The organism is Commensalibacter sp. M0355, from assembly GCF_016101365.1.
In the GTDB taxonomy this organism is placed as follows: domain Bacteria; phylum Pseudomonadota; class Alphaproteobacteria; order Acetobacterales; family Acetobacteraceae; genus Commensalibacter; species Commensalibacter melissae.
Genome location: NZ_JACFQQ010000001.1, coordinates 170,619 through 190,287, shown reverse-complemented (window position 1 = coordinate 190,287; position 19,669 = coordinate 170,619). Strand labels below are relative to the sequence as shown.

The 19,669-nt window shown below is 37.7% G+C and carries 18 protein-coding genes; 8 read left to right on the top strand and 10 right to left on the bottom strand.

Going from position 1 to position 19,669, the window contains the following annotated elements; genetic code table 11:
- The gene (locus H3T44_RS00880) at window positions 1-150 is read right to left on the bottom strand and encodes a hypothetical protein (protein ID WP_162988590.1); all 150 of its coding nucleotides are present in this window, start codon (window positions 148-150) and stop codon (window positions 1-3) included.
- Entirely contained in the window at window positions 147-1,547 is a 1,401-nt protein-coding gene (gene argH, locus H3T44_RS00875; RefSeq protein ID WP_232347466.1) for an argininosuccinate lyase, read from the bottom strand. The genes H3T44_RS00880 and argH overlap by 4 nt, the downstream gene beginning before the upstream one ends.
- A gap of 136 nt (window positions 1,548-1,683) precedes the next feature.
- Between argH and H3T44_RS00870 the strand changes: the two genes are divergently transcribed.
- Entirely contained in the window at window positions 1,684-2,364 is a 681-nt protein-coding gene (locus tag H3T44_RS00870) for a RadC family protein (protein WP_198195592.1), read from the top strand.
- Here H3T44_RS00870 and H3T44_RS00865 read toward each other — a convergent pair.
- From H3T44_RS00865 to rpmE, 4 genes are all read right to left on the bottom strand, one after another.
- A complete protein-coding gene (locus tag H3T44_RS00865; protein WP_198195591.1) occupies window positions 2,327-3,454 on the bottom strand; it encodes a 5-(carboxyamino)imidazole ribonucleotide synthase in 1,128 nt (375 codons plus the stop codon). The genes H3T44_RS00870 and H3T44_RS00865 overlap by 38 nt on opposite strands.
- Window positions 3,455-3,480: 26 nt before the next feature.
- Window positions 3,481-3,990, bottom strand: coding sequence for a 5-(carboxyamino)imidazole ribonucleotide mutase (purE, locus tag H3T44_RS00860; protein ID WP_155569328.1), 510 nt, complete (start codon window positions 3,988-3,990; stop codon window positions 3,481-3,483).
- A 2-nt stretch (window positions 3,991-3,992) separates the two neighbouring features.
- Window positions 3,993-4,661 carry a DUF1013 domain-containing protein gene (locus tag H3T44_RS00855; RefSeq protein WP_155565557.1) on the bottom strand — a complete coding sequence of 223 codons (669 nt, stop codon included), beginning with the start codon at window positions 4,659-4,661 and terminating at the stop codon, window positions 3,993-3,995.
- 176 nt (window positions 4,662-4,837) lie between these two features.
- Window positions 4,838-5,065, bottom strand: a complete 228-nt coding sequence (gene rpmE / locus H3T44_RS00850; protein ID WP_110438117.1) for a 50S ribosomal protein L31 — start codon at window positions 5,063-5,065, stop codon at window positions 4,838-4,840.
- A 198-nt stretch (window positions 5,066-5,263) separates the two neighbouring features.
- Here rpmE and mscL point away from each other — a divergent pair, with 198 nt between their 5' ends.
- Complete coding sequence (gene mscL / locus H3T44_RS00845; RefSeq protein WP_230880500.1) at window positions 5,264-5,734, top strand: large-conductance mechanosensitive channel protein MscL; 471 nt, start codon at window positions 5,264-5,266, stop codon at window positions 5,732-5,734.
- 51 nt (window positions 5,735-5,785) lie between these two features.
- Window positions 5,786-6,118 (top strand): hypothetical protein, encoded by a 333-nt coding sequence (locus H3T44_RS00840; RefSeq protein ID WP_198195590.1) that lies wholly within the window; start codon window positions 5,786-5,788, stop codon window positions 6,116-6,118.
- Between the two features lie 38 nt (window positions 6,119-6,156).
- Here H3T44_RS00840 and secF read toward each other — a convergent pair whose 3' ends face one another.
- The gene (secF, locus tag H3T44_RS00835; RefSeq protein WP_198185258.1) at window positions 6,157-7,095 is read right to left on the bottom strand and encodes a protein translocase subunit SecF; all 939 of its coding nucleotides are present in this window, start codon (window positions 7,093-7,095) and stop codon (window positions 6,157-6,159) included.
- A gap of 10 nt (window positions 7,096-7,105) precedes the next feature.
- Window positions 7,106-8,659 (bottom strand): protein translocase subunit SecD, encoded by a 1,554-nt coding sequence (gene secD / locus H3T44_RS00830; protein WP_198195589.1) that lies wholly within the window; start codon window positions 8,657-8,659, stop codon window positions 7,106-7,108.
- Window positions 8,660-8,901: 242 nt separating this feature from the next.
- Here secD and H3T44_RS00825 point away from each other — a divergent pair, with 242 nt between their 5' ends.
- A complete protein-coding gene (locus tag H3T44_RS00825) occupies window positions 8,902-9,900 on the top strand; it encodes a Gfo/Idh/MocA family protein (RefSeq protein WP_122123681.1) in 999 nt (332 codons plus the stop codon).
- 455 nt (window positions 9,901-10,355) lie between these two features.
- On the opposite strand, the gene H3T44_RS00820 is transcribed toward H3T44_RS00825, so the two are convergent.
- The gene (locus H3T44_RS00820) at window positions 10,356-11,414 is read right to left on the bottom strand and encodes a tRNA-dihydrouridine synthase (protein WP_198195588.1); all 1,059 of its coding nucleotides are present in this window, start codon (window positions 11,412-11,414) and stop codon (window positions 10,356-10,358) included.
- 185 nt (window positions 11,415-11,599) lie between these two features.
- Window positions 11,600-13,414, bottom strand: coding sequence for an ABC-F family ATP-binding cassette domain-containing protein (locus H3T44_RS00815; protein ID WP_198195587.1), 1,815 nt, complete (start codon window positions 13,412-13,414; stop codon window positions 11,600-11,602).
- 264 nt (window positions 13,415-13,678) lie between these two features.
- Here H3T44_RS00815 and cydD point away from each other — a divergent pair, with 264 nt between their 5' ends.
- The 4 genes from cydD (at window position 13,679) to recQ (ending at window position 19,385) form a co-directional block, all read left to right on the top strand.
- Window positions 13,679-15,373 (top strand): thiol reductant ABC exporter subunit CydD, encoded by a 1,695-nt coding sequence (gene cydD / locus H3T44_RS00810; protein ID WP_198195585.1) that lies wholly within the window; start codon window positions 13,679-13,681, stop codon window positions 15,371-15,373.
- Window position 15,374: 1 nt separating this feature from the next.
- Window positions 15,375-17,060 (top strand): thiol reductant ABC exporter subunit CydC, encoded by a 1,686-nt coding sequence (cydC, locus tag H3T44_RS00805; protein ID WP_198195583.1) that lies wholly within the window; start codon window positions 15,375-15,377, stop codon window positions 17,058-17,060.
- 76 nt (window positions 17,061-17,136) lie between these two features.
- Window positions 17,137-17,526, top strand: a complete 390-nt coding sequence (locus H3T44_RS00800; protein WP_122123676.1) for an OmpA family protein — start codon at window positions 17,137-17,139, stop codon at window positions 17,524-17,526.
- A 26-nt stretch (window positions 17,527-17,552) separates the two neighbouring features.
- Window positions 17,553-19,385: a DNA helicase RecQ gene (gene recQ / locus H3T44_RS00795; RefSeq protein WP_198195582.1), complete on the top strand. Its 1,833-nt coding sequence runs from the start codon at window positions 17,553-17,555 to the stop codon at window positions 19,383-19,385.
- Window positions 19,386-19,669: the final 284 nt, after the last annotated feature.

Sequence of the window (19,669 nt, the reverse complement as noted above, 5' to 3'; positions counted from 1 at the left end):
TTAGTCTTGAGGTGGATAGGCTCGGGGATAAATTACTTTTTCGGGGGGACCAACCGGTTTAGGAGATGCTTTTTTGCCACATCCAGACAGTGTGATTGTGAGGATTGCAATACTACCAAGAGCGAAAAAAAGAGAAAAAAAACGTTTCATGATATATCCTTTAATTTATCGATCCATATTTTTGCAGATTTTCTTACATTTTTGGGAGCGGTGCCACCTTCACTGGTTCGAGAGGCAAGTGAGGACTGAACTCCTAAAACTGAATATATATCATTGTTAATCAAAGGTTCGATTTCCTGCATTTTTTGTAAAGGCACATTCTCAAGAGCAAGATTATGTGTTTCGGCATAGCTGACAATTTTTCCTGTTACATGATGAGCTGTTCTGAAGGGTAATTCTAATTCTTTAACCAGCCAGTCTGCGAGATCTGTGGCTGTAGAGAAACCGGACCCTGCCCAATAGGCCATATTGTCTTGATTGGCCTTTAAATCTGCAATCATTCCTGAACAAGCGGCTAAACACAGAATAATAGTTTCGGTTGCAGCAAAAACCTGTTCCTTGTCTTCTTGCATATCTTTAGCATATGCGAGAGGAAGACCCTTCATGACGGTCAAAAGTCCTGTAAGTGCCCCTGAAATTCGTCCAACTTTGGCCCGAACCAGTTCGGCGGCATCTGGATTTCGTTTTTGTGGCATGATGGATGAACCTGTAGTATAGGCATCTGAAAGCTGGATAAAAGAAAAAGGAGATGAACACCAAATTACAATTTCTTCCGCCATGCGTGAAAGATGAATCGACATGATGGAAAGAGCGGAAAGATATTCCAGGGCAAAGTCACGATCAGAGACTGCGTCAAGTGAATTTGCCATGGGACGGTCAAATCCCAATAATTTAGAAGTCAATTGGCGGTCAATTGGGAATGAGGTGCCAGCTAAAGCCGCCGCACCCAAGGGATTTTCATTTAGTCGTCTGCGTGCATCTATCAATCGTCCCCGATCCCGATTCAACATTTCTGTATAAGCCAGTAAATGATGACCGAACGTCACCGGTTGGGCAGATTGCAAATGAGTGAAACCGGGCATAGCTGTTTCCGCATATTCCAGAGCTCGGGAAGCAAGGGTCAGCATCAGATGATTTATCATTGGAATTAATTCATCGATATTTTGTCTGATCCATAAACGAAAATCTGTCGCAACTTGGTCATTTCTTGAGCGTGCTGTATGAAGCCTTTTTCCTGCCTCACCGATACGTTCTGCCAAACGGGCTTCGATATTCATATGAATATCCTCAAGAGCTCTGCTAAATTCGAATTGACCAGATTGAATTTCTCGCTCAATTTCCCTAAGACCTTGATGAATACTGTTTTTATCCGCTTCGGAAATTATTTTCTGTTTGGCCAGCATTTCTGCATGAGCTATTGACCCTTGTATATCCTGTTTCCATAAGTTTTTATCAAAGCCGATAGAGGCATTTATTTGCTCCATAATGGCTGAAGGTCCAGAGGTGAAACGTCCTCCCCACTGTTTGTTGGCAGTTTTTTGATTCAAGAATTCAATCTCCTAATTTATTGGTATATATAATCTTAATAATCTTACGTAATTAATATTTAAACTGTATTAATAAAGAACTTATCCTATTCGAACATAAGGAATCAACATTTTGAGAATTGAGGATGTTTTCAATATGAAAATGCACAGTTTTGTGAAAGAAAAACAAGATAATATAAAATCTGATTCACAATATTTAACTTTGTTATCCCAATGGATAAAATTTGAACAACATAATGAAAATTGGCAAGAAAATATTCTAACAAAACTTGGATCTTTTCCGCATCTTTTTACCTATGACAAAAATCAGTTAATTGAGGAATTCAATTTATCTGAAAAGGATATAGCGTTTATTTCCCTTATATATGCAACAAGCATACGTATTTTGAAATCAGAAATTTATAATAAAAATATTCTACGGTTTAAAAAATATTTAACCGATTATCTAATTGCTTTCTTATCAAGAGAAACGATTGAACATTTCTATATTATTCTTCTCGATAGGAATGCCCATATCATTTCAATCAGTCATCAAGCTTCAGGGACCGTGAGTACCACATCCATCCATATCCGTGAAATAGCGAAATATGCTCTTAAATTCGATGTTGAATCCTTGATTCTGGTACATAATCATCCCAGTGGAATAGCGTTACCTTCGGAAGCGGATAAAAAGTTAACATATATATTAGTTGAAGCCTTGGAAGCAGTTAATATTGATATCGCCGATCATATAATAATCGGGAATGGTATCTATTTTTCTTTTGTGGAAAGTGGATTGCTTAATCCCCCGAACAAAGAAATGATAATGCCGCTTTAATTCCGAATTCTCCGGGTAAACCATTATATGGAAAATTTATATTGACATGTCCCATTTTTCGACCCGGTTTTGCTTCCTTTTTTCCGTATAAATGTCCTATCATTCGATCATTTTCTAAAATCTTTGGCCAATATTCCAGTGTTTGGGGGCCTATAAGATTTTTCATAATGGCATCCGAATGTCGAGCTATAGGCGGTAAGGGAAGATTTGCGACAGCACGAATATGCATTTCAAATTGGTCAAAGGGACAGGCATTCATTGTCCAATGTCCTGAATTGTGAGGACGGGGTGCTATTTCATTGACAAGAATATTATCCTGATCATCAATGAACATTTCAACTCCCAAGATACCAACAAGTTTGAGAGCCTGGGCTATCTTAACTGCGATCTCTTTGGCTTTATTTTGCAATGCTGAGGTAATTCGGGCTGGTGCGATACTGAGGTCAAGAATTCCATTTTTATGTCGGTTTTCAGTAACATCGAATGTTTGTAATTCATCATGTTCATTCTGAACAACCATCACGCTAATTTCTTTATAAAAGTTTACTTTTTTTTCAGCAATTAGAGGATGAGGATTCAAATTTTTAAAGGCTTTTTTGAATTCTTCGTCGGTACGGATAACGGCCTGACCTTTACCATCATATCCCAATCTAGTGGTTTTTAGGATAAAAGGAAATCCCAGTTTTTCTGCCGCATTTATGCCATCTTCTAACTGAAAAATAGAAATCCATTGAGTGGTTGGAATATCATGTTGATTTAAAAAGTCTTTTTCAAGAAACCTGTCTTGGCTGATTTTTAAGACATTGCTGGAAGGATGAACAGGTCGTACAGTAGCAAGATATTCTATTCCTTCTATATTTATATTTTCAAATTCAAATGTTATTATATCAACCTGTTCAGCAAATTGTTTTAAAATTGATTGATCATGATAAGATCCAACCGTAATGCCAGAAGCCACTTGAGCGGCAGGAGCATCCATAATGTCAGATAAAATATGTGTTCTAAATCCAAGACGTGCCGCCGCTACAGCAGACATTCTGCCTAATTGTCCGCCTCCAACGATTCCTATGGTTGAATTAGGTAAGAGCATAAGTCCCTCTTATTAATAATGTATAATTAAAGTGGAGAAATAGCGACAGAATCTGTTTGTGCTTTGCGCCAGGAAACTAAGCGTTGGGCGATTGACTGATCAGCGATAGATAGGATAGATATTGCCAAAAGTGCCGCATTAATGGCCCCAGCTTTTCCGATGGCAAGGGTACCAACCGGAATACCTGCAGGCATTTGCACAATTGATAACAAACTGTCCTTACCGTTTAGGGCATGGGTTTGCATTGGTACACCAAGAACAGGTAAATGTGTCCAGGCGGCAACCATACCGGGAAGATGTGCAGCGCCACCTGCGCCAGCAATAATAACCCTGATTCCCCGTTCAACAGCGGATATTGCATATTCCCTTAATCGATCGGGTGTACGATGAGCCGATACAATTTTTACTTCATGTGATATATCAAGTTTTTTTAATATATCAGCACTGTGACTCATAATATCCCAGTCCGACTGGCTGCCCATAATAACACCAACAGCAAGGGAGATATTTGATGAAGAGGGATGGGGTAATGGCATAATTAATTTAGATCGTCGGATTGATTGTTTTTTTCAGAATAATTGGAAAATATATGATTGATATCTAGCTCTTCTTTCTTTGTTTCTGAAGATTCCTGATGTTCTGTTGTTTCTGAGGGATTAAGGGAAGAGGTATCCGTCTCATCCTTCTCAACACGTCTGTTCGCTTCGGCAACAGCACTGTTTAAATCCATTTGACTGCATAATCCCAGTATGATTGGATCACGTGGTTTAATATTGGCGGAATTCCAATGCTGTTTATCTCTTACCTTGGCAATTGTATCTTTAGTTGTCCCCAAAAGCTTGGCAATTTGCTGATCTAGCAATTGGGGATAGTTTCTTAACAGGAAGGCAATTGCATCAGGACGATCATTTCTCTTTGAAATGGGAGTATATCTTGCGCCTTTTGATCGCTTGACGATTTGCATGCGATTTGCTGATAGTTTTAGCTTTCGATCTGGATCAGCCTCACAGCGATTAATCTCTTCCTGGGTTAACTGGCCATTGGCAACAGGATCATAGCCAATGATACTTTGAGCTACCTCGCCATCGGCAATTGCCTGGACTTCCAAAGGATGCATGCCACAAAATTCTGCAATTTGATTAAAGGTTAAAGCAGTTTTTTCAATAAGCCATACTGCGGTAGCCTTAGGCATAAGAGGTAAGGTCATGACAATCCTGTATGATAAAAATAGAGTAGAATATTATTAAAAACTTAAAACTGTAAATTTTAGGTTAAAACAATATAGACTATTTTAAAAGCTGTAATTTAGTAATTTTATTTGATTGAGATAAGGGTGATGAAGTCACCCTTACATCAATAAGGTTAATAAAATAATCTAATTATTTAAACCTTTTTTTGTCCGATACCAGCAAAACGCTTGTTAAATTTCGCAACTTGACCTCGTGTATCATTGATACGCTGAACTCCGGTCCATGCAGGATGAGATTTAGGATCTACGTCAAGACGCAATGTATCGCCATTAGAGCCATAACAGGAACGGGTTTTGAATTCAGTACCGTCTGTCATGACGACTGTAATTTCGTGATAATCTGGATGGATATCGTTTTTCATGATTTTCTCTTAACAGATTGTAAAAAAAACTCCGTTAACAGACGGAGAAAGAAAATGTATTTATAGTCATTTTACTGCTCGAAATCAATCTCTTCTTTGTTATTTTTTACTGTTTGACATTTTTTTCTTATTTAAAATTCTTTTTTCAAATATAATTGATACGTAACTATTTTTTAGAGCAATTGAATGGAAATGAAAATGAGTAATGAAAATATGGCTAAAAAAAGTAGGAGCATTAAATGGATTCATGAATTTGAATCCTTTATCATGCGGGGTAATGTTGTTGATCTGGCTGTGGGTATTATCGTTGGTGCCGCTTTTACAAGTGTGGTTAAAAGTTTGGTGAATGATATTTTCAATCCCATTATTGGTTTGTTTCTAGGTGGTGTCGATTTCAGTAATTTATTTATCACCTTAAAGGGACCTCATGTTAAAACACTGGCCGAGGCACAAAGAATAGGTGCGGTAACTTTAAACTTTGGAGTTTTTCTCAACACGATTATTCAGTTTCTAATTATCGGATTTGTTGTTTTCCTGATTGTCAGAGGGTTGAATGATATCTATAATCGCATCAAGACGCAGCAAGAAGTTAAAGCCGCACAACCAACAAAACAGGAAGTTTTACTGCAGGAAATAAGAGACATTCTTGCAAACAGAAAACAATCCTAGATCAATTTTTGATAAATTGATTACAAGTCTATGGGAACAAAGAAGTTTTAAATGTTTAAGCGATATGTTTTATTAGGATTAACCCTTTATTTGTTTCCCTTGAGTGCCTGTCAATCACAAGAGAATTCATTAAAGTCATCTGAACGCTTAACCCCACATTCCATTGCCTACAATTACATATTTACTCATGGAATGTGTATTGGTTATCTAGGTAGTTTATCTTCTGTTTCATTGACTGATTTCCAGGATATTTTTTTAAAGGATCAAAATGCAAAACATTACGTTATGATGGCATTATCGAAACCGAATAATCATAATTTGAAAAATGCAAAAAATTCTGTGGAAATACTGATACAGTCTTTGAATAAAAATAATATTCGTTAAAAATTGAGCAGTTCTTTTAAACTGCTCATGAAATAATTCTAGGATGATCTTTTGGTTTTTCTTCTCAAGCTTCCCTCTTCCATAAATAGAAGCAGGGGAGCGGCAATGAAGATGGAGGAAGAAGTTCCCACTATAATACCAAATAACATTATCCAGGCAAAACCGGAAAGAGATGCACCACCGAACAGAGCAAGAGGTAAGGCGGCTAAAAACACGGTAAACGAAGTGGCAAGGGTTCTGCTTAACGTTTCATTAATTGATAGGTCAAGCAATTCTTGAAATGGCATGGAATGATATTTTCTTAGATTTTCCCTTACTCGATCATATACGACAACTTTATCGTTTGTTGAATAACCTAGAATTGTCAAGATGGCAGCCACCATGACCAGATCGAATTCAAAATGTGTGATTACAAGAAATCCGATTGTTTTTGTTAAATCAAGAAGCAAGGTTATAATGGCGCTAAGTGCAAATTCCCATTCAAATCGAAACCAGATATAAATCATAATCATAAAAAGACTGATTCCAAGTGCCAAAAGCCCATTTCTGAATAATTCAGAGGAAACAGAGGCACCAACAGCATCGGCTCGTACAATTTTTGTACCAGTTTCATAATTTGTAACGGCTGATCTGACTTTGCTGATCAATATCTGGGTTGCATCGCCATTATTTTCTTTGGGTGCGTCAAGCCGGATCAGGACATTATTTTTCCCACCAAATTGTTGTAATCCAGCTGCTGTAATGTCGGCATCAGATAAAAATTTGCGCAATTTGCTAAAATCAGCAGGTTCAGGAGTTTGCGCTTCAACCACAATACCGCCACGGAAATCCAGTCCCAATGTCAAGCCGGGATGAAAGAAAAGAATAATTGATGCAATAGATAAAACCGCTGATGTTATCAGGCCGGCAAAGCGTCCACGCATAAAATGAATTTTTGTGCCATGTGGGACGAGATGTAATAAAGGACGACCAAGCATATTCTTTCTTTCAAATCGGAAGTTCTTTAGGGCGGGTGACAGCATACCAGCGAATTGTCAGCATCCAGGAGAGGCATAAGGTGGTGAAAAGGGTCGTAACAATACCAATGGTGATAGTCAATGCAAATCCCTTGACCGCACCCGTTCCAAATATGAATAACATGACGTGTGCAATGAAAGCGGTGACGTTACTGTCGATGATTGTATTGAGAGCACGATCAAATCCAGTTTGTAAAGCGTTAAGGGGCGTACGGCCATTACGTGTTTCTTCGCGAATGCGTTCATTGATAAGAATATTTGCGTCAACTGCCATTCCAAGGGTTAGAAGCATTCCCGCCATACCTGGCAAGGTTAGTGTCGCTTCGAAAAGAGATAAAATGGCACTCATCAATACGAGATTTGCAAATAAAGCGATGTTCGCATAGAGACCAAAACGACCATAAAATAGAAGCATAAAAATAATCACAAGGACAAAACCGCTTACCAGACTCAATCCTCCAGCCCTGATAGCATCAGCCCCCAGTGATGGACCAATTGAACGTTCTTCCATCACTTTTAGCGGAGCAGGCAAGGCACCTGCTCGTAAAAGTAAGGCAAGATCAGTGGCTTTTTGCGCATCAAATCCGCCTGTAATTTGACCATTCCCGCCTGTGATTGGAGTCCGAATGACAGGTGCCTCTATAACCTTATTATCCAACACTATAGCGAAACGTTTGTTGATATTGGCACGGGTAACATTTGCGAAAGATTGTGCGCCTGCATTGTCAAAACTGAAATTTACTGCATATTCGCCACTTTGCTGATCAAATCCAGCACTTGCTCCTGTTAGGTCGGCACCGTCAACTTCAATATGATCACGTATTGGTAATTTTTCATTTTCATTTCCAGCTATTGGGAGAAATGTTACACCAGGTGGAGGTAGGTTTGGGTTTGCATTTTCATCCAATAAGTGAAATGTCATTTTAGCTGTTGTACCAAGTAATTGCTTAATCCGGTTCGGATCACTGACGCCCGGTAGCTGAACAATGATTCTGTCTGTACCCTGACGGGTTATGGATGGATCGACAGCACCTGTTGCATCGATACGTTTGCGAACAATTTCAATGGATTGAGTTACCGCCTCGCTTGCGCGGTGCTGCATTGCATAAGTTGAAAGTTCCATTCTAATTTGATCATTGTTATTACTAACCTCAAATTCATTGGGAACCGCTTTTGGCATTGATCTCAATGCAGATATAACACCCTCTTTTTCACTTGGATCACGCAAATTAAAAACAATGGTATGATCTTTGGGAACCATATGTAAATTGCGATAACCCAGATTTTTGGAAATAAGGGTTTGCCGAACATTGTCACTCAACGTCTGTAAACGGTTTTTGCTGATGATCTCCACATCCACCTGCATCAGTAAATAGGATCCTCCTTTTAAATCAAGGCCAAGATGGATCTGATGCCAAGGTATCTTAAAAGATGGATGTTTAACAAAATTGGGTAAACATAATAATAGCCCCATGAAACAAGTGGCGAAAACCAGGGCAAGTTTTGTTCGACTGTAATACATCATCGCAGTAACGACTAAATCCTTTTTGTCCCGATGGACTGAAAATGGTTAAAGGGAACGTTTAACAACAGGGTCGTTGTCATGTTATTCGATGCAATATGTTTTGGTTATAATACTATTATATGGCAAGGTATATATAGCATTATAAATAAAAACAATGTTTAAATACGTTTAAGAATATTTTATTTTCTATCCAAATTTAAGAAAAATTGTAAGTTTAAATTTAATATAAAGCGAGAAAACAAATGGCAGAACAGTCGATTTTGCGTGTGGGTATTGCTGGGGCGGGATATTTTGGTCGTTTTCATGCTTTAAAATCTTTTAAAGCAGAGCGTGAAAATCTGATCGGTATCTATGATCCAGTAATTGGCAATGCAATAAAAGTTGGAAAAGAAGCCGGTAATGTTCCCTATATGCCACTTGACCAGCTGTTACAATCTTGTGATGCCTTGATTATTGCCGCACCTGCCGAATTTCATTATGAATTGGCCCTTGAGGCCCTTGAAAAAGGTAGGCATGTTCTAATAGAAAAACCGATTGCCTCAACGCTTGATCAGGCTGATCATCTCATTGATCTGGCAAATAGTCGTGGACTTGTCTTGCAAGTTGGGCATCTTTTACGTTATTCAGCGGAACAGAAAGTTATACATGAACGTATAAAGAAGCCTTTATATATTGAAACCATGCGAATTGCACCTTTCAAGCCGAGAGGGGTTGATGTTTCTGTTATTCTTGATCTAATGATCCATGATCTCGATCTTGTTCTAGCTATCGTACCATCTCATATACGAAAAGTGGATGCGTTGGGTGCATCCGTGACATCAGAATTCGAAGACATAGCAAATGCTCGGGTTACTTTTGAAAATGGATGCGTTGCGACCATTGCAGCCAGTCGTATTTCCTTAAAAACTGAGCGTAAAATGCGAATTTTTTCCGAAGAAGGGTATTTATCGGCTGATTTTGTGGAAAATCAATTGGTCATGATTGGAAAAGAAAAGGGTATGCCTTTACCTGGTACCAATGGATTTAGAAGAGAAGTGGTGAAATGGAAAGATCATGATAATATGGAGGCTGAGCATCATGCTTTTGTAAAATCCTGTCTTGATGGAATACCAGTTCTCGTGGATGGGGTTGCGGGGCGAAGAGCTTTGAATGCAGCATTGGCGGTGATCAAAAGTATAAAAGAATCAAGAGAGCGAATGCAGGTTTCTGGATTATTGAATTCTAAAACAAATAGCTTTTAATATTAATATATCTTTAAAGGGATATAGTTCTGTAATTTATCATGATCTAACAAAGCAGTTTTGATGGTTTGTGCTAATTGTTATGAAGAAATGGTAAATAATGTGTTTTTCATATCGACGGAAATGATCAGCATGATAAAAAGTTTTGCAGTATTAATTTTTGAAGTTTCACAATTAATTTTCCATAAAAATTAATATTGATGTGAAAATGATATGATCCAGTGGCAAATGATTTCATGCTATCTAGGATTATATTTTAAAATTTTTAAACAGGATAATATTACATAATCATTTACTAAAAAATGAACTGTAAAATCGTCATAATATAGCTTAAATGACATTTATAATAATACAAGGTTGTTGTTTTTGAAATAAATGAAAAATTAACAGGAGAAGCCTTTAAATCAAGTTATCGAAAATATTTTTATTTTGATAACTTGATTTAATGTAAAAAATTATTGAAGCGCCTTTTTTATTTGTAATGCTAGCGCAGGATTCCACATTGCGCCGGTTGCACTCATGACAGCATCAGCACCCAGGGAAAGATATGTTTGATAATGTTCTGGGCTATTGACTCCCCCAACACCTATAATGACAAATTTTTCATTATGATTGGCTCTCCATTCATATAGGCGGGAAACCATTTCTTCACCGGCCCAACGAATTGCATCACCACAAACTCCTCCTGTTGGACGATCCCCTCCCAAAGCCTGTTTACCTTGAGAGGTCACAGGTCTTGCCGAAAGGGTGTTGATTGCGCAAAAGCCGTCAACGATAGGAGCCAATCTTTCAAGAAAAGAATAAAGAAGTTTGTTATCTTTAAAATAAGCCAATTTAAGCATCAATGGTTTATCTGGTACGGCATTCTTGATCGCGTGGGCAATCCGTTCAACCTTATCAATATCAAAACATAAAAGGTTATTTACCCCTTCATTGGGACAGCTCAAATTTGCCTCTAGAAGGGGAACACCTGTCTCATCGACCAAACGGGCCGCTTCTGCATAATTTTCCTCGATATGATTGGTAACACCCAATGTGCCCTGGAAACTGCCGATTACAACCTGTCCAGGTTTTGCATAATTAACTGCGTCCTCCATGTCAGGTTGCCATATATCTGGATCAAAAGAAGGGACACCAAAAGAGTTTGTTATGGATAAAGGCAAATCATAATTTTGATCAGCTAATACTGTATCAACATTTTCTGAAAGTCTATGTTCCGGATGGACAGCCAAGACATTGGGAAGGGGATGGCATTTATATTTTTTTGTTCTGACCGTCTTATAAACGCACAAATCATATCCCCAGTCCAGTGCCGCCTTTACATATTTGCCATTGAGTAAAGGTCCGGCGGGAATACCGAATGGTAGATTAATCTTATTTCCCAGAAAATGAACAGTAGGTTGGTTTACAATAGAAATTTCCGGTTTTTGTGTAAAATCTCCAAAAGGGCCTTTCTGGTAGTTTTCCTCATAACTTAACCTTGGATTGTAAAATGGATGGCTATGATTTTCCATGAACAGGGTTCCTCCTTATAATTATACGTGATTTTCAAATTGTTGATATTTAAAGCCGGAAGTCGCTTGATATTTCATGTCATTCCTACAACATATTACAAAATATATGGCTGTCATGACAGACAATTCAATCAGGTAAAACAAATAATTTAAAATTACAGGATTTACTGATTAAATGGATTACTTTATTCATCATTTGATTTCAAATTCTCCTGCAAAATTTCCAATTCAAGCCATCTTTCCTCAAGTTTTTCTTGTTTTTTTTGTTTATCCAGTAATTGCCGTGTGAATTTTTCAAATAAATCAGGGTCTTCCTGATATAATCCTGGATCATTGAGATGTTGGTTCAGCTGCATTATAGAGATTTGAAGTTTCTGAAGCTTTTCTGGCAAATGATCCAGTTCATACTGGTCTTTGTATGAAAGTTTTTTTGGTTTTGGTTTAATGGGTGTTTTTGAATATGTTGGTTTTTGCGATTTATTTTGTGTTTTCCTGATAAGATTTTCCTGTTTATATTCACGAAGTGCCATCATGTCAGAATATCCACCGGCATATTCTGTCCAGATACCATTACCTTCAGCTACAAGAACTGAAGTGGCAATTCGATCAAGAAAATCTCGATCATGACTGACCAGAATAAGGGTTCCTTTATAAGTGGACAACACTTCCTGTAACAAATCAAGCGTTTCCAAATCAAAATCATTCGTAGGTTCATCCAGAATCATCAGGTTTGAAGGTTGGCTCAAAGCACAAGCAAGCAATAATCGAGCTTTTTCTCCACCAGATAAAACCTTCACGGGTGTTTTAGCTTGCTCTGGTTGAAAAAGATACTGTTTCATATATCCGATAACGTGTTTTTTTTCCCCTCCGATATCTACATAATCTCCACGTCCACGTGTAAGCGTTTCTGCCAATGTTTTTTCAGGATCAAGGATCTGTCTGTGTTGATCTAGATAATTGATTTCAAGTTTGCTTCCAAGTTTGATTTCTCCCTGATCAGGCAGTTCCTGCTCTGTCAATAATTTCAGCAACGTACTTTTGCCGGCACCATTTGGACCAATAATGCCAAGCCGATCTCCACGTACAATACGTAAATTTAAATTATTTATGATTGTTCTTGAATTATAGGATTTGGTTATGTTTTTTGCATCTATGACAATTTTACCGGAATTTTCTGCATCACTTGATTGTAGGGTGTCCAAGGAAGGATTCTGTATATGGTTTTTTCTTTTTAGACGAAGTTCTGAAAGTTCCGCCATTCGTCTAACATTACGTTTGCGTCGGGCGGTAACGCCGTAACGCACCCAATCCTCCTCTCTTGCAATTTGACGATTTAACTTATGATACTCCAGTGCTTCCTGTTCGAAAAAATTCTCCCTCCATAATTCAAATTCGGAAAATTTCATGGAAAGTTGCCTTGCCTGTCCTCTATCCAGCCAGATAATGCCTTTTGCCATATTATCCAGAAATCGACGGTCATGGCTGATCACTAAAACCGCAGAAGATAAAGATTTTAATTCAGATTCCAGCCATTCTATTGTTGGAAGATCCAGATGATTTGTGGGTTCATCTAACAGTAATAGATCTGGTCTTGGAGCTAAAACCTTGGCCAGTGCACAGCGTCTTGTTTCACCCCCTGATAGATGTGCAGGATTTTCATTACCAGTTAATCCCAGTGCCTCAAGCAGAATTCGCCCACGAAAATAATCATCCGGACTGGGTAATTCTGAACAAACATAATCAATGGTTTTTGTGAAATAAGAAAGATCAGGTTCTTGGGATAGGCATTGAATGGTAGTGCCAGGCTGTATAAAAAGATTTCCTGAATCTCTATTTTGCAATCCCATTATAATTTTGAATAAGGTGGATTTCCCTGATCCATTTCTACCGACCAGACATAATTTTTCATTATTTGCAATATTGAAATTCAGGTCGGTAAAAAGGGGGTGACCTCCAAAACTGTAAGAAAGATTTTGTATAAGCAAAAGTGGGGATGACATATAATGAGATAATGTGGTTTACAGAATGTTTGCTATATAAGTAAATTTGTATATTAAAACATATTTATTAAATATGAAGATGTAAATATTTTTATTAAATAGACAAAATTTTGATAATAAAGTGATTTTGTTTTTAAAAATTTGGGAATAAATAAAATTACTGAAATTTTGAATAATCTGATAATTTTTTTTTACTTTTTAAATTGTAAATTACCCAGATTGAATTGCCAATGCATCTTTTTATCGTGATAAAGAGTGGATTATATGCCTGATAAAAAAACAAAAATTAAAAACTGGACAAGATTACAAACGAAAATTGGCAAAAAGGCAATTTTCCCTCTTGTAATTTTAGGATTGCTTTCAAGTTTGATTGCTGTCGGTATGGCATGGGTGATTGCTGAAATTATCGGAAAAATCTTGGTCCCATCCATACCAATACAATTTCCAATTTCAATACTGATATTATTTTATCTGTTACTATCGCTTCTCAAAGGATGCGTATTTTTTTTGGAAGGTGACTTTACGATCAAAATCGGTCTTAAAGCACGACATCGCCTACGTAATTTGATTATCAATCATATTATGCAAATCGGTCCTTCAATATTAAGGCGACAATCAAGTGGCGCTTTGACAGCATTGGCGGTTGATCAGGTTGAATCTTTGGATGGTTATTTTTCACGATGGTTGCCGGCATCGGTTCTATGGATTGTCTCACCACTACTTATTCTTTTTTTCGTGTATTTAGTTCAACCATGGTCAGCGTTGATTATGGGTTTATGTGGTTTGATGGTTCCTATTGCACAGGCAATTTTTGGAATTGGAGCAGCCATGGCTGCAAGAAAGCAATTTTTGGCAATGACCCGTTTGCAGGCTCAATTTCTTGATAGAGTAAGAGGGATTGCAACGATTGTATTGGCTGGTCGATCAGATGACATGGCCAATAGACTTGCATTATCAGCAGATGAATTGCGTAAGATAACGATGAAAATATTACGGGTAGCTTTCTTGTCGTCTGCCTCTATTGATTGTGCGATGATTATCGCGATTATTCTGGTAGTGTTGATGGATGGAAGTCAATTTGTCCAAATTCATTCAATACAATCTATTCCTGTCACGCATATTCTCTTTACTTTATTGATTATTCCGGAGTTTTTTGGTCCTCTACGCAGTTTGGCTCTGGCCTATCAGGACAGGGCACGACTTGGCGGAACGGCTGCATCTATTGTTGAATTGCCTGTCAAAAATGAATTTTCAACCAATGTAAAGGATATTCCTTTCAATGATAAAGTGGAAATAAGCTTTAAAAATGTTTCCTATCATTGGGACGCTCAAAGAGGTCGTATATTACATTCTCTGAATTTCGACATCAAGGCAGGGGAAAGAGCTTTATTGATAGGTCAGTCTGGTGCAGGAAAATCAACCATTATCGAAATGATTCTCGGATTTATAAAGCCGAATGAGGGGCAGGTTTTGGTAAATGGATTGGATATTACCGAATATTCGGCTGCTTCATTGTCAAAATTAATGGCATGGATCGGACAAAAACCTGTTATTTTTTGCGGTACTATTCGTGAGAATATTATGTTTGCCAGACCCTCCGCAACCGAGCAAGAATTTCAACAAGCCATTGAAGCGGCGGCGATAGATCGATATTTGTTAGATTTACCGCATGGGCTTGATACGGTAATTGGTGAAAACGGTTATGGGTTATCGGGTGGTCAGGCCCAAAGAATTGCTATTGCACGAGCATATCTGAAAAACGCTCCATTATTATTGCTTGACGAACCTACAGCTCATCTTGATCCCGAAACGGAGAGGGATATTTTTAATCAATTGTTGAAACTGACCGAAAATAGAACAGTCATTATGGCCACTCATTCGGAACAGGGGCAAAAATTGCCTGGTATACACATCAATTTAAATCATGGATTTATAATTTCCTGTCAGAAGGAAGGATAATATGCAAAATATTCAAGATATTACCAGATCTGAAAAATCCTCCGTGACGGCAGCGTTTAAAACAATATTTTCGATATGGTATAAACGGTTGCCCGCTTTACTTTTTGGAATTTTTATCTCCTTGATAGCCGTATTATTGGGATTGGCTTTAATGAGCTTTGCCGGGGGCAAGGTTGCCTTGACAGCTATGGGTGCAATCATAACCAGCTCACTGTTTTTAAAAATGGTCGGGGTTTCCCGCATGATTATGCGATATGTGGAAAGATTGTTTACCCATAATGCCATGTTTCATGCTTTAGCAGACTTAAGGATATGGTTTTTCCGTACACTTGCTATGGGGAGTGCGGCAGGATTGGGTTTCCGTCATAGTGGGGATATATTATCCCGATTGGTTTCTGATATTGAAACATTGGACGGATTATATTTGCGTCTTATTTTACCGTTTTTCGGTTCCATATTGACATCTTTTGTGCTTTTTACAGTTATAGCCCATTATAATTTGGCATTGGCTGTATCTATCGTGATTTGTTATGGAATTTCTGCATTTTTATGCCCATTTGGTGCGGGCTTTATAACCCGGAAAAGAGGGAAAAAACTTGTTCAGGATACGGCACAGCTGAGAATAACAGTTCTGGATTTTATTCATGGTTTAAGGGAAATAAGAGCCTTTGGAGCAGAACGTAGAGTTTCCATATTAATCAAAAAAAATGAGAATGAACTTTTTGATCAACAATATATTCAGGCAAGGGAAGTAGCGTTAATAGGAGTCATCGCATATTTTTTTGGTCAAGTTGCTGTTTTATTTGTATTGATGAGCGGATTGAACATTGGTTTTCATGGATTGAACGCTTTTCACACGGTTTTCTGTCTTTTTCTGACTATTACAGCATTTGAATTGGTCGTTCCTTTGAGCAAGGCAGGAGGTTTGGCAGGTCAAATCGTCAATGCCGCCATAAGAGTTGTAAATATTAATGACAATAAAAAAGTTGAAGACAATTCTAAATCTGGTAAAGTTCCACCTGAAACCGGGGATATCAAGTTTCGGAATGTATCGTTTCGTTGGGGAGATTCACAACCATGGTTTTATCAGAATTTGAACCTGACGATTGCACAAGGAAAAAAAATTGCCATTATAGGATCATCCGGTGTGGGAAAATCCACTCTGGCGGCCTTGTTATTAAAGGTCATTCAGCCAACAAAGGGCTCAATAACATTGGCTGATCAAAATCTTGACTGGTTTGATAATGAATCAGTCCGCAAACGAATAGCATGGCTTTCTCAAAACACCCATTTATTTGATGATACAATTCGTCAGAATCTTTTGCTTGGAAACCCTGATGCGACAGAGGAAGATTTGTGGCAAGCCCTTTCTGATGCTGCAGTGGCAAATGTTGTTCGTGAGATGCCGGATGGACTGGATACCTGGCTTGGAGAGGGTGGTGTAAAGGTTTCCGGAGGACAGGGAAGAAGGATTGCATTGGCACGTACATTGTTACTAAAAGCCCCGATTTTACTTTTGGATGAACCAACATCAGGATTAGACGGTGATACTGAAAAAGCGTTTTTTCAAACCCTAAATCAGATAACAGGCAACCGAACGGTGATTTTGATAATGCACCGTTTAACGGGTGTTGAAAACATAGATGAGGTATGGCGGTTATCTAATGGACAACTAGTTGCGGAATAAAAGAAAATTATATATTTTATTACTTGTTGATATTATATATTGATTTGAAAATGTTGCCTTGAAAGAAAGTAATTAAATGCGTCGATTTGTTCCTGTTTTACTAGCATCCATTTTGTTGGGGGCATGTTCCCAATCCGGTTCTTTAACGCAAAAGAATGACAGAACCTATGTTGTATTTTTTCCATTTGCTTCCACGGATCTGGATGATTCGGCTAACAAAACCATTTCTCAAGCTGCTACTTATGCGAAAAAATTTCCTGAAAAACAGGTTTATGTCAAAGGTTATGCAGCAATTTATGGCGATTTATCCAAAGATGAAATGATGGCAATTCAGCGTGCCAAAATTGTTGCACAAAAGGTTGTGGATGATGGAGTTCTGTCAAATCGTGTTCATGATATTCCCCGTCCGCCAGAAAATCGTAAAAGTCAAGTGGCGGCAAGACGTGTGGAAATTATAGTTCAATAAATTCTATCTGGATAATCTTTTTTAACTTGTTTGATAAAGTTAGATTACATGATGAGAGAGACCCCCAAAAAATACTAGAAACAGTTTTTGGGTATCAGTGTTTTCGTGGTTTGCAAAAACAGGCGATTGATCTTGTAATGCAAAATCAGGATGTTTTGTTATTGATGCCCACCGGGGGAGGTAAAAGTATCTGTTATCAAATCCCGGCTTTGTGTCGTTCTGGAATGGGCTTGGTAATTTCACCATTAATTGCGTTGATGGATGATCAGGTAGCAGCTTTAAGGCAATTAGGTGTGAGTGCAGGTGCATTACACTCTGAATTGGAAAATGAGGAAGCATACAATATCCGTCATGATATTGCTTCAAAAAAACTCAAGCTCTTATATGTTTCCCCAGAACGCTTGCTCCAAAACGATACATTGAAATTTTTGGAAAAAATTCAAATTTCCATGATTGCAATTGATGAAGCCCATTGTATATCCGTATGGGGGCATGATTTTCGTCCGGAATATCGCCTTTTATGTGATTTACCTCGGATATTTCCTTCTGTTCCAAGAATTGCCCTTACAGCAACAGCTGATCCAGTCACGCAAAAAGATATCATTCAGGCTTTGGATATGCCTGAAGCCAAAATTCTGCGATCCAGTTTTCATCGGTCTAATTTATTTATACGTGTAATACAAAAAAATACCGAATCCAAACAGCTAAGGGAATTATTAAAAAAATATCGTGATGCGGCTTGTATCGTGTATTGTGGAAGTCGTAATAAATCTGAACGGATAGCTTATAATCTTGTTCGTTATGGTTTTACCGCTGTGGCTTATCATGCCGGTTTATCCGCACTTGAAAAAAGAGGTATCCTATTAAGGTTTCGATCAGGAGAGCCTTTAATTATCGTTGCGACGGTTGCTTTTGGAATGGGAGTCGATCGTCCGGATGTCAGATTGGTTGTTCATTTGGATATGCCCAGGGGACCAGAAGATTATTATCAACAAATAGGTCGAGCTGGACGGGATGGTGATCTTGCCGAAACCGTTTTATTCTATAATGGTGCTGATGTTGCTAAGGCGCGATATTTTCTTGAACATTCTACGATTACAGATGAACAGAAGAAAATCGCGTGTTCAAGACTTGATATGATGGTGGCATTATCTGAAACGGCTGAATGCCGAACAAAACTTTTGTTGCATTGTTTTGGAGAAAACCTGGATAAGTCTTGTAATCACTGTGATAATTGTAAAAATCCTGTAAGACTGTTAAATGGAACTATAGCGGCTCAGAAAGTGATTTCTGCAGTATACCGCACCGGACAACGTTTTGGAGCAATGCATATTATTAATGTATTGCGAGGCAAATATAATATTCAAGTTGAAAATTTCCAGCATGATCGACTTTCTTTATTTGGTATTGGGAAAGATAAATCACACAATTTTTGGCGTTCTGTTATTCACCAATTGATGGCCCGAGATGTTTTGCGTCAGGGAGAGGAATTTTCAAATTTGTTTCTAAACCAGGAAAAAGCCCGTCCGTTGTTAAGGGGGAAAAAGAGTTTATTTCTGCGTGAAGATATTGAAAAATCTGAAATATATAAATGTCAAAATACAGACGATACATTGCTAATAACACAAAACCGGCATAAATTATTTGATGAATTAAAAAAATGGCGATCAGATGAGGCGCGTAAACAACAGGTTCCTCCATATATCATTTTTCATGATTCGGTGTTAAGGGAAGTAGCTCTTTGTAATCCCCAAACCTTGAAAGATTTTAAGGATATAAAAGGTGTAGGGAATATGAAATTGGAACATTATGGATTGAAATTATTAGAAATAATCAAGGAGTTTCAAAATAATAGATAATGATTATTTATATTGGATGATTTTACGCATAAGACTAAACGATAATGAAGTCATTTATTTTACACTAATTATTCATTATTTTTTTTGATAATCAAGAATAAAGAAATTTAAAAAATGTTTTCATAAAGATCAATATTTTTGCATATGTTACTTTATTAAAGATTTACTTGAATTTTTATCAAAAATCTATCATATACGATATGATCGAAATTGTTCGACAATTCACACGTAAAGGTTCGACCGCTGGTGCTTGAAAAAGGTAATCGGTACTTTACGGAGGTTTA